This is a genomic window from Streptomyces albiflavescens (assembly GCF_014645835.1).
Classification (GTDB): Bacteria; Actinomycetota; Actinomycetes; order Streptomycetales; family Streptomycetaceae; genus Streptomyces; species Streptomyces albiflavescens.
Genome location: NZ_BMMM01000031.1, coordinates 34669 through 52808, shown reverse-complemented (window position 1 = coordinate 52808; position 18140 = coordinate 34669). Strand labels below are relative to the sequence as shown.

The 18140-nt window shown below is 70.6% G+C and carries 11 protein-coding genes; 1 reads left to right on the top strand and 10 read right to left on the bottom strand.

The window, feature by feature from the left end; all coding sequences use genetic code 11:
- Positions 1–9 precede the first annotated feature (9 nt).
- On the top strand, positions 10–2814 hold the full coding sequence (locus IEY95_RS46415) for a beta-L-arabinofuranosidase domain-containing protein (RefSeq protein WP_189192370.1): 2805 nt from the start codon (positions 10–12) through the stop codon (positions 2812–2814).
- Between the two features lie 14 nt (positions 2815–2828).
- On the opposite strand, the gene IEY95_RS46410 is transcribed toward IEY95_RS46415, so the two are convergent.
- From IEY95_RS46410 to IEY95_RS46365, 10 genes are all read right to left on the bottom strand, one after another.
- Positions 2829–3803: a TauD/TfdA dioxygenase family protein gene (locus IEY95_RS46410; RefSeq protein WP_189192369.1), complete on the bottom strand. Its 975-nt coding sequence runs from the start codon at positions 3801–3803 to the stop codon at positions 2829–2831.
- A gap of 33 nt (positions 3804–3836) precedes the next feature.
- A complete protein-coding gene (locus IEY95_RS46405) occupies positions 3837–4796 on the bottom strand; it encodes an AEC family transporter (protein ID WP_189192368.1) in 960 nt (319 codons plus the stop codon).
- Positions 4784–5689 carry an aminotransferase class IV gene (locus IEY95_RS46400; RefSeq protein ID WP_189192367.1) on the bottom strand — a complete coding sequence of 302 codons (906 nt, stop codon included), beginning with the start codon at positions 5687–5689 and terminating at the stop codon, positions 4784–4786. The genes IEY95_RS46405 and IEY95_RS46400 overlap by 13 nt, the downstream gene beginning before the upstream one ends.
- A gap of 10 nt (positions 5690–5699) precedes the next feature.
- The gene (locus tag IEY95_RS46395; protein ID WP_189192366.1) at positions 5700–6530 is read right to left on the bottom strand and encodes a hypothetical protein; all 831 of its coding nucleotides are present in this window, start codon (positions 6528–6530) and stop codon (positions 5700–5702) included.
- A gap of 38 nt (positions 6531–6568) precedes the next feature.
- A complete protein-coding gene (asnB, locus tag IEY95_RS46390) occupies positions 6569–8350 on the bottom strand; it encodes an asparagine synthase (glutamine-hydrolyzing) (protein ID WP_189192365.1) in 1782 nt (593 codons plus the stop codon).
- A gap of 15 nt (positions 8351–8365) precedes the next feature.
- Entirely contained in the window at positions 8366–9466 is a 1101-nt protein-coding gene (locus IEY95_RS46385; protein ID WP_229703826.1) for a peptidase, read from the bottom strand.
- Positions 9467–9489: 23 nt separating this feature from the next.
- A complete protein-coding gene (locus tag IEY95_RS46380) occupies positions 9490–10788 on the bottom strand; it encodes an ATP-grasp domain-containing protein (protein WP_189192364.1) in 1299 nt (432 codons plus the stop codon).
- Positions 10785–14660 (bottom strand): non-ribosomal peptide synthetase, encoded by a 3876-nt coding sequence (locus IEY95_RS46375; protein ID WP_189192411.1) that lies wholly within the window; start codon positions 14658–14660, stop codon positions 10785–10787. Before IEY95_RS46375 ends, IEY95_RS46380 begins: the two co-directional genes overlap by 4 nt.
- Positions 14661–14909: 249 nt before the next feature.
- Positions 14910–16130, bottom strand: coding sequence for an MFS transporter (locus IEY95_RS46370; RefSeq protein ID WP_189192363.1), 1221 nt, complete (start codon positions 16128–16130; stop codon positions 14910–14912).
- Positions 16131–16375: 245 nt separating this feature from the next.
- Positions 16376–18052 carry an NAD(P)/FAD-dependent oxidoreductase gene (locus IEY95_RS46365; RefSeq protein ID WP_189192362.1) on the bottom strand — a complete coding sequence of 559 codons (1677 nt, stop codon included), beginning with the start codon at positions 18050–18052 and terminating at the stop codon, positions 16376–16378.
- Positions 18053–18140: the final 88 nt, after the last annotated feature.

Here is an 18140-nt window from a genome sequence, read left to right as displayed (position 1 = left end):
ACGCTCACCATGACACCGCCCCTGTCCAGACGTGCCGTGCTGCAGACCGCGATACTCGCCGCCGCGGCACCGGGAGCCGCGTACGCCGCCGGTGGCCGGGCCGCCGCGGCCACGCTCCCGGCGCCGTCCGCCTGGACGCTCCGGCCCTTCCAGCTCGGCGAAGTGGCCCTCGGCGAGGGCCTGTTCGCCGCGAAGCGTGCGCTGATGCTCGACCACGGCCGCGGCTACGACGTGAACCGGTTGCTCCAAGTCTTCCGTACGAACGCCGGGCTCTCCACGCTCGGCGCGGTCGCCCCAGGCGGCTGGGAGGGCCTCGACGGCGAGGCGAACGGCAACCTCCGCGGGCACTACACCGGTCACTTCCTGACGATGCTCGCGCAGGCGTACGGCAGCACGGGCGAGCAGGCATACGCCGACAGGATCGGCTCCATGGTCGGGGCGCTGACCGAGGTGCGCGAGGCGCTGCGGCACGATCCGGCCGTGCTCGCCGTCGCGGGCAGATTCGGGACGGCACCGGAGAACGTCCGGGGCTCCTACCAGTACGTCGACCTGCCGGCCGACGTGCTCGGCGGTGCCTCGGCGATCACCCTGTCGGCCTGGGTGAAGCCGACCCATGACGCCAACTGGGGGCGGGTTTTCGACTTCGGCAACGACACCACCCGCTACCTCTATCTCGCCGCCCGCAACGCGAGCGGAGTCCCACGCTTCGCCATCACGACCGGTGGTCCGGGTGGCGAGCAGGGGCTCGACGGCGCCGCCGCGCTGCCGTCGAACGTGTGGAGCCATCTGGCGGTGACGATCGCGGGCGGCACCGGCACGCTCTACGTCAACGGCGCTGCGGTGGCCCGCAACACGGCGATGCCCCTGACTCCGGCGGCCCTGGGCACCCTGAAGAACAACTGGCTCGGCCGCTCGAACTACGCGACCGACCCGGTGTTCGCCGGGGCCTTCGACGAGTTCAACGTCTGGTCGCGGGCGCTGACCGCCGACGAGATCACGGCGTTGCAGAACAGCCGGGCCGCCGACTCCTTCGCGGGCCGGGGCGACCTGGCCTCGTACGCCTTCGACGAGACGACAGGCGGCACCTTCGCGGACGCCTCCGGGCGCGGCCTGGACGCCACCCTGCGCCGCACCTGGGGCGGGCCGAGCCATCCGGGATTCCTCGCGGCGTACCCGGAGACGCAGTTCATCCTGCTGGAGTCGATGACGAGCGGCGACTACACCAAGGTGTGGGCGCCGTACTACACCGCTCACAAGATCCTGCGCGGACTGCTGGACGCGTTCCTGTACACCGACGACGCGCGGGCACTCGACCTCGCGTCCGGGATGTGCGACTGGATGTACTCGCGGCTGTCCCCGCTGCCCGACGCCACCCTGCAGCGGATGTGGGGGATCTTCTCCAGCGGCGAGTTCGGCGGCATCGTCGAGGCGATCTGCGATCTGCACGCCCTCACCGGCAAGGCCGAACACCTCGCGCTGGCCCGGCTGTTCGACCTGGACAAGCTCATCGACGCGTGCGCCGCGGGCGACGACACCCTCGACGGGCTGCACGCCAACCAGCACATCCCCATCTTCACCGGGCTGCTGCGCCTCTACGACGCGACGGGCGAGCAGCGGTACCTGAACGCCGCGCGGAATTTCTGGGACATGGTCGTGCCGGTGCGGATGTACGGGATCGGCGGGACCAGCACCGGCGAGTTCTGGAAGGCCCGTGGTGTCATCGCCGGGACGATCGGCGCCACCGACGCCGAGACCTGCTGCGCGTACAACATGCTCAAGCTCAGCCGGATGCTCTTCTTCCACACGCGGGACCCGAAGTACATGGACTACTACGAGCGGGCCCTCTACAACCAGGTGCTCGGCTCGAAGCAGGACAAGGCCGACGCGGAGAAGCCGCTCGTCACCTACTTCATCGGCCTGACGCCCGGCCATGTCCGTGACTACACGCCCAAGCAGGGGACCACCTGCTGCGAGGGCACGGGCATGGAGAGCGCCACCAAGTACCAGGACTCGGTGTACTTCAAGGCGGCGGACGGCAGCGCACTGTACGTCAATCTGTACAGCCCGACCACGCTGACCTGGGCCGAGAAGGGCGTCACCGTCACCCAGACAACGGACTACCCCAGGGAGCAGGGCTCCACGCTCACCGTCGGGGGCGGCAGCGCGGCCTTCGAGCTGCGGCTTCGGGTGCCGTCATGGGCGACCGGCGGCTTCCGGGTGACGGTCAACGGCAGAGCGGTGAGCGGGACTCCGGTCCCCGGCAGCTACTTCACCGTCTCCCGGACCTGGCGACGTGGTGACGTCGTCCGGGTCGCCGTGCCCTTCCGGCTGCGGGTGGAGAAGGCCCTCGACGACCCGTCCGTACAGACCCTGTTCCACGGTCCGGTCAACCTGGTCGCCCGGAAAACAAGCACGAGCTATCTGCCGTTCGGGCTCTACCGCGACGCGGCCCTCTCCGGCGACCTGCTGCCCACGTTCACGCCCGTGACCGGCAAACCGCTCCACTACACCCTCGACGGAACGGAGTTCGCCCCCTTCTTCGAGGGAACCGAGGACCCCACGCACGCCTACTTCCGGCGCGCCGAGCCCAAGGTCGCCTTCGGGAACACCGACTCCGGCGTCGCCAATCCGGCCAAGGACGACGGCACCACGCTCCTCGACGACATCTGGGCCGGGGCTCCGTTCAGCGGCAAGGGCGCGCTGGTCTCGCGGGTGCGGGCCACGGTGGACGCCTGGGTGGCAGCGGGGCTGCTCGGCGAGGCCGACGGAGAGAAGGTGGTGGAGACGGCACGGAACGCCTCGTACGCGTCCTGACGCCGGCTGTCGGATCACCAGGCCCGCAGGGGTTCCCCCGTCACCTGCCGGGAGGTGAAGCCGTCGGGGCCCACGGGGGTGTCGCCGAGGAGGGTGACGCGGTGCATGACGCGGTCCACGTGGAGCTGGGCGAAGTCCGTCGGGGCGAGGTGGCATGTGGTGCGGTTGTCCCAGAAGGCGATGGAGCCCGGCTCCCAGCGGAAGCGGACCGTGTACTCGGCGCTGGTCAGGTGCTCGAAGAGGAGGTCGAGGAGGCGGCGGCTCTCCAGTTCGGTGAAGCCGACGATCCGGGTGGTGGAGCCGGGGCTCACGAACAGGGCCTTCTCCCCCGTCTCGGGGTGGACACGGACGACGGGGTGGACGGCGACCTGCGGATCCTCGCAGTAGAGCTTCAGGATCTCGCGGTCGCGTTCGTCGGAGTGGCGCAGATGGACGCCGGTGAAGAAGGCGTGCTCCGCCTGGAGCGAGTCGAGCAGGTCGCGCAGGGGCCGCGACAGGCCCTCGTACGCGGCCACGGTGTTCGTCCACTGGGTGTCTCCGCCGAACAGGGGCGTCGTCTCCGCCCGCAGGATCGACGCGCTGGGCGGGTTCACGGCCTGAGTGAGGTCGCTGTGCCAACCGGCGAGCGGGGAGACCCATTTGCGGCGGTAGTGCTCCTCGAAGTCATCGCCGTAGCGCTCGACGTCCGCCTTCGGGTCCACGGTGAGGATCTCCGGGAAGCCGTCCGGAGCGACCCCGTGCTTCTTGCCGGGCCGCCGGGTCGGCTCGCCGAAACGCCGGCCGAACGCGACATGCCGGGCGTGGCCGATGTCCGGGCCCCGGAAGAAGACGACCCGGTGGGTGAGGACGGCCTGCCGGATCCCGGCCACCGTGGCGTCGTCGAGGTCCTTGCCGAGGTCGACTCCGGTTATCTCGGCGCCGATGTGCCCGGCGACCCGCCGGATGCCGATGCCGGTCGTACGTGTGCTCGCTTCCATGGTCGTGGTCATGCTTCCGCCTCCGTGGGAGAGTTGGGGTGCTGCTCAGCCGACGTGCACCGCCCACTGCATCCACAGCGGGAGCAGGAACAGGGCGGCGACCGAGCTCTTGATCACGAGTGACGCCGACATGTCGACGCCGACGTCGTAGCGCTGGGCGAAGATGAACAGGTTCTGCGGGGCCGGCATCGCGGCGATGAGCACGAGGTACTTCAGCCAGTCGCCGTCGACGCCGAAGACGGTGGCGCAGACCGCCCAGGTCATCAGGGGGAAGACCAGGCACTTGAAGGCGATCAGACCGATCTCCTCCCGGGTGGTGCCCCGGACGGTGAGTCCGCTGCCGCCCAGGTGCAGTCCGAGGGCGAACAGCGCCACGGGGGACGCGCTGTCGCCGACGAACGAGAAGCCGTCCAGGACCGCCTTCGGGACGTGCAGCGACAGCAGATTGAGCAGAATGCCGGCGTTGCAGGCGAGGACGACAGGGGTGACGAGGGAGGCCCCCACGGCGCGCAGCAGCAGCCGGGGCCCCGCCCCCGCGGTGGCGTCGCGCTCCGGCCGCCCCAGCTCCATGATCGAGATGATGACGAGGGTCAGGACGCAGACCTGGAAGAGGAGGACCGGGAAGATCGGGGCCGCGTTCCCGAAGAGCGTGATGAACACCGGTACGGCGAAGTAGGCCGTGTTCACCTGGACCCCGGCCATGATGCGCAGCGCGACGCCCCGGGGATCGCGTACGCCGCCCAGGCCCGCGAGGACGCCGACCGTCAGCACCGCGAGTGCCGCCGTGGTCGCGTACGCCAGGATGGCGCGCCAGTCGAACAGGGCGCCCAGATCGCTGCTGTAGATATTGCCGAAGAGATAGCAGGGGACCGCGAAGAGGAACGCGTAGTCGGCGAACGCCCGTGAGCTGTCCGCGGGCACGACCTTGCGGCGCGCGAGCAGGACTCCGCAGCCGAAGGCCAGCACCACCGGTACGAGTTTCTCCAGCGCGGTCAGTGCCCCCATGGACGTACGGCCTCCCCTGCGTAGGTGAGGGCACGGTATCCGGTGATCAGCTTCCGGATCACGGTGTTCCCGCCCGCCGCGTACGAGTGGTCGTCGATCCGGGAGACCGGCAGCAGCTCGCACGCCGTACCGCAGATGAACGCGCCGTCCGCCTCCCTGACGAAGGCGGGGCTCAGATACTCCACCGAGCACGGGATGTTCTCGCGGCGAGCCAGTTCCAGCACCTGGGCGCGGGTGATGCCGTCGATGGTGCAGCGGGTGGTGGGCGTGTGCAGGACGCCCGCCCGGGTGAAGAAGACATGGGCGCCGGTGGCCTCGGCGATCAGGCCCGCGTCGTCCAGCATCAGCGCGTCGTCGTAGCCGGCCCGCAGCGCCTGGTTCTTGCTGACCGTGCCGATCATGTAGTTGCCCGCCGCCTTGCTCTTGACCGGCGCGAACTGCGGCGAGGGCCTGCGGTACTCGGCGGTCCGCAGGCTGATGCCCCGGTCGAGGGCGTCGGCGGCCGCGTAGTAGCCGTCCGGGATCTCCCAGGCGGCGACCGAGGTGTGCACGGAGGTGTGCAGCGCCGCGGTCTGGATGACCTCCGAGCCGCGCCAGGCGTTCATGCGCACGTACCCGTCGCGGATGCCCGCCGCGGCGACCACGTCGAGGGTCGCGGCGTGGAGTACCTCGTCGTCGTACTCCAGGTCGAAGTCGAGGAGGCGTGCGGAGGAACGCAGCCGGGCGATGTGCTCGCGCAGCAGGAACGGGGCGCCGCCGTAGACGCGTACGCCCTCGAACACGCTGCTGGCGTAGTGCAGTCCGTGGCTCAGGACGTGCAGGCGCGCCTCGGCCCACCGGACGAGGGAGCCGTCGAGCCAGATCTCACCGGTGCGCCGGTCGAAGGGAAGCACCTGGACCACCTCAGAGCGCGAGGTCGAAGAGCGGGTGCTGGAGATCGCCGACGAGGGCGACGAAGCGGCGCTCGTGCGGGGTGACGCTGCGCACCGAAACGCCGTGCAGGGCGAGGGGGTTGATCGGATACATCACCAGCACATTGCTGTCGTAGGTGATGGTGCCGACCTCCTCGACGTACTTCGGGTCGATGTCGAAGCGGTTGTCGCCGTACTCGGAGGCGCTCGTGGTGAACCGGTGGGCGCCGTCGCGGTACTTGTAGAGCTCCAGGTGGCCGCCCGTGGCGTCGTCCTCGGGCAGCTTCATGTAGAAGAGACCGCCGAAGAGCTTGTACGGCTTGTCGACGTGTGGGCCGCGGTAGGACGAAGGGCGGCCGGTGACCGCCGAGTTGATGACGGCCGTGCAGTCCATCAGGATGTCGTGGGTGGCGAACGTGTCGTGGCCCCGGCGGCCGACGCGCAGCGAGTGCAGGGGGCCGCACTGCGCCTCGGCGTCCGGGAGGGCGGCGATCAGGTCGTCGTGGAAGAGGTCGAGGAACTCGCGGTAGAACGCGGGCGAGGAGTGGTAGGTCACGAAGTCCTTCCACACCTGAGCCGTCTCCCCGTCGGCCAGGATGTGCCGGGACATGTAGTTGTACCGCTCGTTCGAGGTGATCGGCTTGCCGATGCGGGTGCCGATGTACTCGGCGGTCGGCATGGTCGTGGCGAGAGCCTGGTAGAGGTCCGGGCTCAGCGGGTTGTGCAGCACGATGTGCGGGAACGGGTCGCGGCGTATGTCGGCCCCGGTCGCCTTGGCGAGGATGGACTCGACGGCGACGGTGGCCGGTCGGGCGTACGGCATGTCGGCTCCTTCGAACACTGCGGTTGTGCCGCGTCGGGCTACGGACGGAGATTCCTGGTGGCGAACCAGGTTTCGAGGATCAGTAGCGACCAGAGGACTTCGGCCGCGTGCGCGTCGGGCCGCTCGGTCTGCATCCGGAACAGTTCGCGTACGGTGTCGCGGCGGATGTAGGCCCCGCAGCGGGTGCGGGGGCCGAGCAGGGTGTCGCCGATGAGGTCGTACAGTGCCTCGCCCGGCTTGATCATCGCCGTGACGGGCAGGGTGAACGGCTGCTTGGGCCGGTCGAGGATGCTGCGGGGCAGCCGGCGGCGGGCGGCCTCGGCGACCGGAGCCTTGACGGTCTCGCCGACGACCTTGAGCGCGGGCGGCACGGCGTGCGCGAGGCGCATCACGGACGGCTGCAGGAACGGGATCCGCGCCTCCACCGCGTGGGCCATGCCGAGGTGGTCGACACGGCGCAAGATGTAGGAGGGGAACCGCTCCGTCTGGTCGTAGCGCAGCAGTGTCTCCAGCTTCCCGTGCCGGCCGCCGCGCACCCGCCGCTGGATCTCGTCGCCGCAGGCATCCCCGAAGTGGCCCCCGGTGGTGCGGAGTTGGGCGAGGTACTCCGGGGTGTAGAGCCGGGCCAGGGTCGCGGTGCCCGCCGCCGCCATCGTGTCCTGGTAGGCGCGATGCCAGTTCGCCCCGTCGTCGCGGGCCGCCTTGACGAAGCGTGCGTAGCCGCCGAACAGCTCGTCGGCGCCGTCACCGGTGACGGCGACCTTGAAGCCGGCGTCGTGCACGGCCTCGAACAGGGCGAAGGTGCTCAGGCCGTGGGGGGCGTTGTTCGGCTGGTCGAGATGGCGGACGAAACGGTCGATCAGATCGGGGAAGTCGGCCGGGTCGAGGACCACTTCGTGGTGGCGGGTGCCGCAGTGCGCGGCGACCTCGCGGGCGAAGTGCCGTTCGTCGCCGGGCCAGTCGCCGCGGTAGGCGATGGTGAAGGAGTGCGGTTCGGGGACGGTGGCGGCCGCCAGGGCGGTGAGATAGCTGGAGTCGAGGCCGCCGCTGGTGATGACACAGACCGGTACGTCGGCGTCGAGCATACGGGCGAGTTCGTGGCGCAGGGTGCGGTCCAGGAGATCCCCGACCGAGGTGCTCCCGTCGAGGACCAGCGCGTCCAACTGTCGCTGCTCAACGCTGAGTCGGTTCCCGTCGAAACGCAGGGCGCTCCCCGGTGGCAAGGTCCGTACGCCCGTGTACACCGTGCCCGGCCCCCAGATCGCCCTGCCGCCGAAGTACCGGTCGACGGCCGACGGGTCGATGGCGTCCGGGAAGTCGGGGAAGCGCGCCAGAGCCTGCAGCTCGGAGGCGAAACAGAGCCGGCGTCCGTCGGCGGAGACGTAGTAGTAGAGGGACTTCATCCCGGCGTGGTCGCTGAACAGCTTCAGGCAGGGCTCGTCCCGCAGGTCCACGATCGCGAGGGCGAACATGCCCTCCAGCCGCCGGACGAAGGCGTCGCCGTACCGCTCGTACAGCGGCAGCAGGACGTCACCGTCGCAGTCGCCCTGGAACTCATGGCCCTGGGCGGCGAGTTCGGCGCGCAGCTGCCGGTGGTTGTAGATCTCGCCGTTGAAGACACAGGTCAGGTCGCCCAGGACGTACGGCTGTTGGCCATGGGCGATCCCCTGGACGGCGAGGCGGTTGTTGCCGAGCGCCCAGCCGTCGCCGGTCCGCAGAGTCCGGGCGTCGGGGCCGCCGTGGCGCTGGGCCTCGCCGACCGTGTGCAGGACGTGGGGGGCGATGGGCTCCCCACCGAAGCTGCCGTGGATGCGGCACATGCGTGATCCCCCTGGTCACCCGACGACGGGCGCGTGACGGCGCCCGGCCGGGCTCTGGCGGACGGCGGGTGCCTCGCGGACAGTCGGTGCCTCGCGGACAGTCGGTGCCTCGCGGACGGCTGGTGCCTCGCGGACAGTCGGTGCCTCGCGGACGGCTGGTGCCTCGCGGACAGTCGGTGCCTCGCGGACGGCTGGTGCCTCGCGGACGGTCGGTGCCGGGCATGTCGTCGGTGACTGGCGGGCCGTCGGCAGATGACGCTCCAGGAACTCGGTGACGATCTCGACCTGGCGCAGGATGTCCTCCAGCTGACACGGCGTCGGGCTCACCCCGTGGCCCTCCAGCGCGCTGTTCCCGGTCTTGAGGTAGACGGGGGCGGCCGCGCGGACGAACTCGGGCGCCTCGTAGGTGCGGACGAAACCGCCGGACAGCCGCGGATTGTCGACGTGGCAGTCCAGCGGGATCGACACCGCCTCGCGGATGGCCGCGATCATCGGCAGCGGCAGATCGCGCACCGGATTGAAACTGTTGGCGCCGAGCATCTCCAGCATCTGCGCGGAGCTGGGGTTGCCGTGCCCGCAATGGGCGGAGACCTTCAGATGGATGTCCGCGGGCAGTTCGCCCGCGGTGCGCAGCCGGTGCAGGACCCACAGCAGGCCCTCGTCGTAGACGACGAAGCCGCGCACCCCGGCCTCGATGCCCCGCTTCACGTCCTCGATCGCCCGGACGATCTGCTCCTGGCCGCGCAGCCGATAACCGATGCGCGCACCCTCGGGGGTCTGGACGCCCGCCCCGATGTCGTACGCGGCGCGCGGGCCGACCGACATCAGGATCTGCGCGCCGTACTCCTCCCCCAGTTCGGCGTAGGCCCGCAGTTCCCGGGCCGTGTGGCGGTACATGCCGCGGGTCTCGGTGACGCGGTTGATGGTGAAGCCCCGGCGGCGGCTCTCCGACAGGAGTGTCTCGGCCGCCTGCGCGGAGTTGACGGTGGGGACCTCGATCCGGAAGTGGCAGCCGTCGTCGAAGGCGCGCGGCGACTCCTCGACGAGCGCCGCGTCCTGTACGGGCAGTCCGAGCCGGCCGAGCTGGGCCCGGGTCTCGTCGAACAGGGGACTCATAGCACTCGTCGCACGCGTCGCACTCACCGCGTCACCTCGATACCGAGCTGTTCGGCCGCTCTCGCGACGATCTCCTCGGCGACGCCGATGGACGTGGCGTGGTCGGGGTGCACGACCTGGACCTCGCCGAAGTTGCCGAGGTTGCCCCGGCAGGGCGCGAGGACGTCGCCGTCGGGGAGGTTCAGGGTCAGCGCGTGCAGGGCGTCGCCGTACTCGTCGGCCCAGTCGAGGCTCGGTGGTCCGGCGGGCCGCGGCACGCGGTCCGCGGCGCCGAACCAGCGGACCGTCGCGTAGCGGTCGAACGCGATCTCGCCCAGCTCCACCTCCTCGTCGAGATGGATGCGCACAAGCAACTCGAACGGGTCGCCGCCGCCGGCGAGTTGGAAGAGATTGGGCAGGCAGGAGCCCATCAGGCGCGGGTTGAGTTCGATGAGGCGGGGGCGGCCGTCGTCGCCCAGCATGATCTCGACGTGGAAGATCCCGAGACGCAGCCCGGCGGCGGACACGGCAGCCTCCGCGAACGCCATGACCCGCTCGTACGCGTCGCCGTCGATGGCCGCCGGGATGGTCGTACCGACCTCCAGCGCCTCGTGCCGCTCCCACGTCTTGCGCTCACTGACGGCGAGCCGCAGGAAGCGCCCGTGGGACAGCCCCAGCTCGGCCGACAGGAATCGCCCGGTCAGGTACTGCTCGACCAGAACGCCGTCCTGGTAGGGGGCGCGGCCGGGCTTCACGTGCCGCCACAGGTCCCACAGCCGGGCCCGGTCGGGGACGATGTGCGCGCCCTCGCTCGCCGAACCCCTGGCGGGCTTCAGTACGACGGGGTATCCGACGTCGGCGGCGAACGCGGCGGCCTCGACGTAGCCTCCGACGACGGCATACCGGGTGTCGTCGACGCCGGCCGCCGCGAGGACCTCGCGGCAGCGGTGCTTGAGCTTGGCCGTCGCGGCGCCGTGCGCGCTGGTGAACGGGATGCCGAGCTCCTCCGCGATACGGGCCACCGGTACGACCAGGGCGTCCACGGTGGCCACGAAGCCGTCGATCGCCCGCTCCTTGTGGAGGGCGAGGAGACAGGCGCGCAGCGCCACGGCGTCGGTCGCGTCGTCGAGCACATGCACCGTGTCGACGTACTCCTGGTACGGCGAGGTGGTGAAGTCGATGTGCTGGGCGCGCTCCATGCGCAGCGACCGGATGAGCGTCACCTCGTGGCCGAGCCGCTTGGCCGCCCGGAACGCCGGGGCGTTGCCGGTCTTCCAGGTCACGAACACCACATGTCGGCGTCCGCTCGGCACGTGTGGGCGCCCCATGGCTGGGTCTGTCATCGGACCTTCCTTGTGAATCGCTGGCCTATGCGGACGAAGCCCGGGGTGTTCGTTCCGGGCGTGGGGATGAAGGAGATGGATCCGGCGAGGATGTTGCGCTCCGACATGGAGGTGAAGCCGCCGGCTCCGGAGGAGACCAGGTCGCCCTCGTCGAGGAGCAGCCAGTCGCCGTCGCGCCGCCGCTCGGAGTAGGCGTATCGGAGCCGTTCGGGCCCCGGCAGGACGTCCAGCCGGTAGCCGTCGGAGGCGTAGCGGCCCACGCAGTCGTCGAGCTCCATGCCGAAGGCGCGCCCGGTGCGGATGAGTCCTTCACCGGTGAAGGCGCGCAGCAGGTCCTCGTAGAGGCCGAAGGCGGGGTAGGCGTTGGTGAGCAGAAGGAGGAAGGAACGCTGCTCGGGGAAGATCTGGATGAAGTTGTGGTGGCCGCTGCCGTTGGAGTTGAAGCCGAAGGCGGTGGGCCCGAACATCAGCCAGCCAAGTCCCCATGCGTGCATGAAGTGGTGGCCGGGGACGTCGATCTGCGGAGTGCGCATCTGGGCGGCCAGTTCGGCGGACAGCAGGCGCTCGCCGCTCGCGGTGACACCGTCGTCGAGGGCGAGCTGGGCGATGCGCGCGAGCTCGGGGAGGGTGAGGCAGATCGAGAACGATCCGGCGGCGTCGTCGGCGATGGACTGCGGCCCGGTTTCGTGCCGTACATATCCCCTGTCCGCCTCGCTCCACAGATATCCGGTGGCTACGGCGCCGTAGTGGTCCTCCGCCGTCCCGCTCTCCGGGACGGGTGCGATGCCCAGCGGTGTCAGCATCAGCTCGTTGAGGGCGCGCCGCCAGGGCATGCCGAGGAGCTTCTCGATGAGACCGGCGACGATCGAGGTGCCGCACGCGGAGTACGCGAAGACCTCGCCGGGTTCGAAGAGCTGCCCGTAGCCCCGGAACGAGGCGAGGTAGTGGTCGAGGTCCGGGTGGTCGGTGTCGTGCCAGACCTCGTAGGAGTCGTCGATTCCGCTGGTGTGGGAGAGGAGTTGTCGCAGGGTCACGGACCGGGTCCGGCCGTCTCGTCGTACGACGGCGTGCGGCAGACGGCCGTCGAGGGGCTCGTCGAGCCCGACGAGCCCCCGGTCGACCAGACGCAGCGCGACGAAGGCGAGGAGCGCCTTGGTGACACAGGTGACGCGCTGCCGGGAGGCGGCCGTGCGGGCGGGGCCGGTCTCCGTGTCGTCCACGCCGTCGTACGTGAACTGCAGTGCGCCGTCGGCGTACACGGCGGCCGCGGCGGCGGGAACCCCGTGCCCGCGCGCGGACTCGTGCAGGGTCCGGGCGACCGCCCGCAGCCGCTCGACGGTGCCGGTGGCGGTCGTCGGGGCGGGCGTCCACCCGCGGGCTCGGCGCAGCAGTGCGGCCTGGGCGCCGAGGGTGCGGTTCTCGTGGATGTCGGCGACGCGAACGGTGGCCGCGCTCTCCTCGCTCAGGCGGGCGGCGAGCAGCGTGGCGAGGAGGGAGTGACCGCCGACGGAGAAGAAGTCGAGATCCGGGGAGAGCCGGGAGAGCCCCAGCAGGTCGCTCCACACCCGGGCGACGGCGGCCTCGTCCGCGTCGTCCCCGAGGTGCCCCGGGTCGTCCTCGGCCGGTCCCCAGTCGACCGCACGGGCGGCCAGGGCCTTGCGGTCGACCTTGCCGTTGGGCAGCCGGGGCAGCCGGTCCTCGACCACGATCTTCGCGGGCTGCATGTAGTGCGGCAGCTTCCGGCGCAGCCGCTCGCTCATCGTGTCGACGGTGACGGGGTCGCCCTCCAGGCCGACGTAACAGACCAGCAGGGTGTCGTCCGCCCGCTCGACCGCGAGGGCAGCCACATCGCGCAGGCCGACGGTCTCCCGCAGCACGGCCTCGATCTCGCCGAGCTCGATGCGGAAGCCGCGGACCTTGACCTGGGTGTCCTCGCGGCCCATGAAGCGCAATTCGCCGGACTCTGTCCACTGAACCAAGTCACCTGTGCGGTAAAGGGTGTCGACCGGCGCGCCGGTGAGGTGGCCCGGGGTCGGCAGGAAGGCCGCGGCGGTGCGTTCCGGGTCGTTGAGGTATCCGGAGGACAGCCCCGCACCGCCCAGGTGCAGTTCGCCGATCGCGCCCCGGGGCACCAGGCGCCCCTCCGGGTCCAGCACGTACGCGACGGTGTTGGGGAGCGGCACGCCGATGGTGGGCTGTTCGGCGACCGGACCGGTGAAGCCCTTGCACGTCGAGTACGTGGTGTCCTCCGAGGGCCCGTAGAGGTTGAGGACGCGTCGCACGGAGGTCTTCTCGAAGGCGGCGTTGACGAGCTCCTTGGCGAGCGGTTCGCCCGCGACGTTCAGGACGACGGTGGACGGCGGCACGGCGTCGCGCTGGAGGAGCACGTTCAGCGCGCTGGGCACGGTGTTGACGAGGGAGGGCCGCAGCCCGGGGCCGGACGCGGCGGACCCCGGCGCCTCCTCCGTCAGCGCGAGCACGTTGTCGACGACCACGACACAGCCGCCCATCGTCAGCGGGCACCACAGCTCGAACACCGACAGATCGAAGTTGAGCGAGGTCGCGAACAGGACGCGGGAGACGTCCTGTCGGGAGTACGTGTCCCACGCCCAGGCCAGCAGGGCCACCACGTTGCGATGGCTGATCACCACGCCTTTGGGCCGGCCGGTCGACCCGGAGGTGTAGATCAGATGCGTGGCGTCCGAGGAACTCACCGCGACGTCGACGGGGTCGGGCCGCTCGCGCCGGGCCGTCTCCCACAGCTCGCTCCACGGCAGCGCGGTCACGGCGGCAGCGCCCAGCCGGTCCCCGACGCCCGGGTCGTCGAAGACCACGGCGGTCATCTCGGCCGTGGCGGCGATGGCGGTCAGCCGGTCGGCGGGGTAGGCCGGGTCCAACGGCACATACGCGCAGCCCGCCTTGTGCAGGGCCAGCAGCAGGCAGACGGTGTGATGGCTGCGGGCCGTCGAGACCCCGACCCGCGCGCCGGGGGCGACGCCGTGGGCCAGGAGCGCGCGGGCGATGCGACGGGCCCTCGCCTCGAGTTCGCGGTACGTGAGGACGGTGCCCCGCCATTCCACGGCGGGCGCGTCGGGGGTACGGGCGGCCTGGGCCTCGACGAGTGCGTGCAACGAGGAGCCGTCCGGGAAGGGGCGAGCGGCGGAGTTGACCTCGTCCAGCAGGTAACGCGTCTCCCGCTCGGACAGCTTCAGCTCGTGCACCGGCGTGTGGGGGCGTCGGGCGCCGTCCAGCAGGAGGGCCTCATGGTTGGCAGCCATGCGGGAGACGACCTCGCGCGGGAAGAGCCCGGTGTCGTAGTGCAGGGTGCGCAGGGCATCCGCTCCGACTTCGAGCAGCAGATCGAAGTCCCTTGAGAATGCGGGTAGTTGACCGACCCCATCCGAACCGCTCTCCGAACCGCTCTCCGAATCGGCCTCCGAATCGGCCTCCGCGCCGGCCTCCGCACCGAAGAGGACACCGACGCGCAGTCCGGTGCCGAGGCCGGCGGCCGCACCCGGTCCCGGGGCCCGGTGCTGCTCCGCGAGCGAGGCGGCCAGGTCGGCGAAGGCGGTGTCCCCTTCGGCCCGGGAACGGAGCGCCATCACCCCGTCCGGTCCGCAGACCCGGCCCAGCACGATGTCGCCCTGCCCGCTGTAGCGGTGGATCAGCACGGCGAACGCGGCCAGGGACAGCTCGGCGGCCCCCGGGCCGGCCTTCGAGGACCAGGAGTGCGCGGCATGGGGGTCACCGGTGCCGAGGTCGCCCCGGGCGACGGGCAGCCGGAGCGCGGGCGCCGCGCAACCGGCGGAAGGCTCCTGCCGCCGATCCGCGCACACCTCGACCGGCGGCCGCGATCCCCCGACGGCGAGCATGTCATCCACGGGCTGAACTCCCTTTTCCTGTACGGGGTTTGCGCCGCGGTTCGGTGCACCGCGTGCTGGACTTGTGGTGCGTAGGGAAGTCGTGTCGTGTGCGCGACTGCACAGGAGGGCGAACCGACGCCTCGCCACATGGGCCCCGACCGCTCCCGGCGGTGCGCCGTGCGACCTGAGTCGACGACCTCCGCGTACGGCCGGCCCACGCACCTGCCGACAGCCCCGCACACACGGAGGGCCCGGCCCTCATACCGTTACCGGTACCGGACTCTCCTTGCCGCGCCGCCGGGCGAGAGCCACCACCGCGGGCATGGCGGAGCCGAGCGCCGCGAACCCCGCGGCCATCACCACCCAGCCCACCGTGCCGTGCTCGATCGCCAGCCAGGTCAGCAGGGCGGGCGCGGCCATCTTGCCGATGTCGGCGCCCATCGCGTACGTGCCCTGGTACTGCCCCTGAGCGGCTTCCGGGGCGAGCCCGAAGGAGATGCCCCAGCTCCCCGCCGACTGCCTGACCTCACCGAGGACATGGGCGAGCGCGCCCAGGACGAGCAGCGCCGAGGCCACCGGTGCCGGGGCGCCCGCACTGAGCGCGAAGATCAGACAGGCGGCGCCCAGGCACCAGGATCCGGCGCGGGAGGCGCGCGCGGCGCCCGCCGGTTCGTCCGTGCCGCGGGCGGCCCTGACCTGGAGCAGCACCACGGACACCGTGTTGGTCAGCAGAACGACGGCGATCATCCAGCGCGGGGCGTGCGTGTGGTGCAGGACCCAGAGCGGGAGGACGACGTCCAGGAGGAGGTTGTGCATGGACAGCAGTCCGTCGAGGACGACGAACGTGAGGAAGGAGCGGTCGCGCAGGACGACGAGCGCGGGTCCCGGCCGGGCGGGCTGCGGCGGCACGGACGGCAGCAGCAGGGTGAGCAGGCCTGTGGTCAGATAGGTGAGCGCGTTGAAGACCACGGCCGCGCGGTACGCCGCCGGGGTGCCCACGGCGAGCACGGCGCCCGCGATCCCCGCACCCACCGAGACACTGATGTTGGCGGCGGCGCGCAGCTGGGCGCGCAGGGTCACCCGCTCCGCGGCCGGCACCACTCCGGCGATCATGGCCATCCGCGCGCTGCGACTGGCGCTGTAGGCCACCGCCTGCACGGACATCACGGCCACGTACGCACCGAACCCGTCGACGAGAAGGAGCGCGGCGGTCAGTGGTCCGAGAGCCACGAAGGACCAGATCTGTACGGCGCGGGGGCCGACCCGGTCGGCGAGGTACCCGGAGGGGGTGCTCAGCGCCAGGGCCACCGCGGCGGCGGCCCCGGCGCCGAGCCCGAACTGGCCGGGCGACAGCCGGAGTACGGCTGTCGCGTAGACGGCGTTGAGCGCCATCCACAGACCCTGGCCCATGGTGTGCACCAAGGTGATTCCGGTGAGGGTACGGGCCGGACCGCGCGGCGGAAGGATCCTGCTCAGCACGGCCGCACCGCCTCGCACCGTCCGCGCCACGTCAGGGTCTCCGACATCACCGCGCACCTCTCGTTCAGCGCCATTGCCAACGATGGGTTCCGGAACCGTTCCCGGTGGGGACCATAATTCCGTACGCATTGAATTCTACACACGTTGACTTCGGCGGTAAACCCTCGCGATGCAGAGGCGATTGACGCACCCTCGAAGTCGGGGGACCTCGACGATCCCTCGGAGCGGCGGGTCTTGACTCTTCGTCAGAACAGCTTGCTGCCCTTCAGCCTCGCCTTGATGGCCTCGCGCCCGTTGCCGAGCACAAGTCGGCGTACGACCGGATCGGCCTCGGTGGCGGCCCAACGCAGCATCTTCAGCAGGGTCTTGGGCTGCGGGTTCAGGAAGCGCACCTCGCGTTCGGCGTACCCGAAGTGCTTGGGCACGAAGTCCGCCGTCAGCAGTCGCTCGTACAGGAGGTCCGCCGCGTCCCGGGCGGGCACGGCGCCTGCCTCGACCGCCTCGCACTGCTTCACCATCGTCTCGTAGAGCTCGGCGAAGCCGTCGTGGTCGGGCCAGTACAGGCCCGGATACGGGACATCCTCCAGGTCCACGAAGTGGCGATCGCGGCCGTCCTTGCGGAACTTGGTGAGTGCGGTCTGCATCCGGTACACACCGGCATTGGCTCCCCACGCCCAGATCCTGAAGACCGCGCTCCACAGGTCGTAGTCGCACCAGGAGATGAAGGCCGAGTTGACCAGCGAGTCGTTGTAGTCGAACAGCGATTGCTGGAGGCGGTCCACCGGGGCGAACCGCTCCCCCGAGAGGTCGTCGTCCTGGACCGCGCGCAGCAGCCGCCAGGCCAGCACGTTCAGGGCCTCGGTCGTGTTGGAGAGCCCGCGCGAGAAGAGCGGGTCCAGGAAGCCGGCCGCGTGCGAGAGCAGGAACCAGCGGTCACCGGCGGTCTGCTTCGAGGAGTACTGGAGGCGCCCCGTCGAGGTCCACTCCCGTACCGCCTTCATGCCCTCGAACTGCCGGACGATGTCCGGGAAGGGCGCGGCGAGCCGGGCGAAGTCCTCCTCGGCACTCACCCCCTCCGGCTTGGGGAAGCGCCGCGGGTCGACGGTCATGCCGACGCTGCACAGCGGGTTCTTCGACCACTTGTTGTTGTTGAAGCCGATCACCCAGGCCCAGCCGCGGTCGAACATGTGGTGGACGGTGCCCTCGTACCAGGGCACCGGCGGCCGCTGGCTGTCCGGAAGGTGGTCGAAGAGCCGGTCGGTCGGGGTCAGGTCGACGACGTGGTTCCAGATCGACCGTGAGTGGTGCTTGAACCGGCAGGGGTCCTCGCGCAGTCCGAACTTGTCCGCGACCGGGGAACGGAATCCGCTGGCGTCCACCAGATAGCGGGCCCGGTACTCGCCGTCGCGCCCGGCCAGGGTGACACCCGAGCCGTCGAAGTCGATGTCGGTGACGAAGAAGTTCTGGCGGGCCTTGCACCCGTACTTGACCGCCACCTGGAAGAGGTACGAGTCGGTGTCCTGGCGGAACAAGTGAGCTGCCTCGTGCAGCAGTTGGGGCGGTGTGTTGAACTCGTTGACCTCGCGGGGGTTCTGCGGCGCGCCTTCGTGGTGCAGCAGGAATCCGAAGTGCCGTTTGACGCCGAAGCGCGGGCCGATGGTGCGGGTGGTGTCGGTGAACGAGGCGAGCGCGGCGATCTCCGGAACGTCGTAGCGCTCCGCGAGGGTGCGCAGCGACACCAGGGTGTAGGGAATCGTCGACTCGCCGATCGCGAACCGCGGATGCGAACCGGCGTCCAGCAGCAGGACCTTGGTCCCGTGCCGGGCCAGGATCGCGCCGAGGAGTGATCCGGCGACGCCCGATCCGAGGATCGCGACGTCGTACGTCTCCTTCTCGAGCTCAGAGTTGCCCGGTGAGTTCACGTGCTCTCTCCTTGTCGTCGGGTGGGACAGGACGGGGTCGGCACACGGCGACCGGGCGGCTCGGGGTCCGATCCGCCCGACAGGCCCG

Coding starts and splice junctions, on each gene's coding strand:
- IEY95_RS46395 (WP_189192366.1), bottom strand. CDS start 6,530: ATGCCGTACGCCCGACCGGCCACCGTCGCCGTCGAGTCCATCCTCGCC.
- IEY95_RS46385 (WP_229703826.1), bottom strand. CDS start 9,466: ATGAGTCCCCTGTTCGACGAGACCCGGGCCCAGCTCGGCCGGCTCGGA.
- asnB (WP_189192365.1), bottom strand. CDS start 8,350: ATGTGCCGCATCCACGGCAGCTTCGGTGGGGAGCCCATCGCCCCCCAC.
- IEY95_RS46415 (WP_189192370.1), top strand. CDS start 10: ATGACACCGCCCCTGTCCAGACGTGCCGTGCTGCAGACCGCGATACTC.
- IEY95_RS46410 (WP_189192369.1), bottom strand. CDS start 3,803: ATGACCACGACCATGGAAGCGAGCACACGTACGACCGGCATCGGCATC.
- IEY95_RS46405 (WP_189192368.1), bottom strand. CDS start 4,796: ATGGGGGCACTGACCGCGCTGGAGAAACTCGTACCGGTGGTGCTGGCC.
- IEY95_RS46380 (WP_189192364.1), bottom strand. CDS start 10,788: ATGACAGACCCAGCCATGGGGCGCCCACACGTGCCGAGCGGACGCCGA.
- IEY95_RS46375 (WP_189192411.1), bottom strand. CDS start 14,660: ATGCTCGCCGTCGGGGGATCGCGGCCGCCGGTCGAGGTGTGCGCGGAT.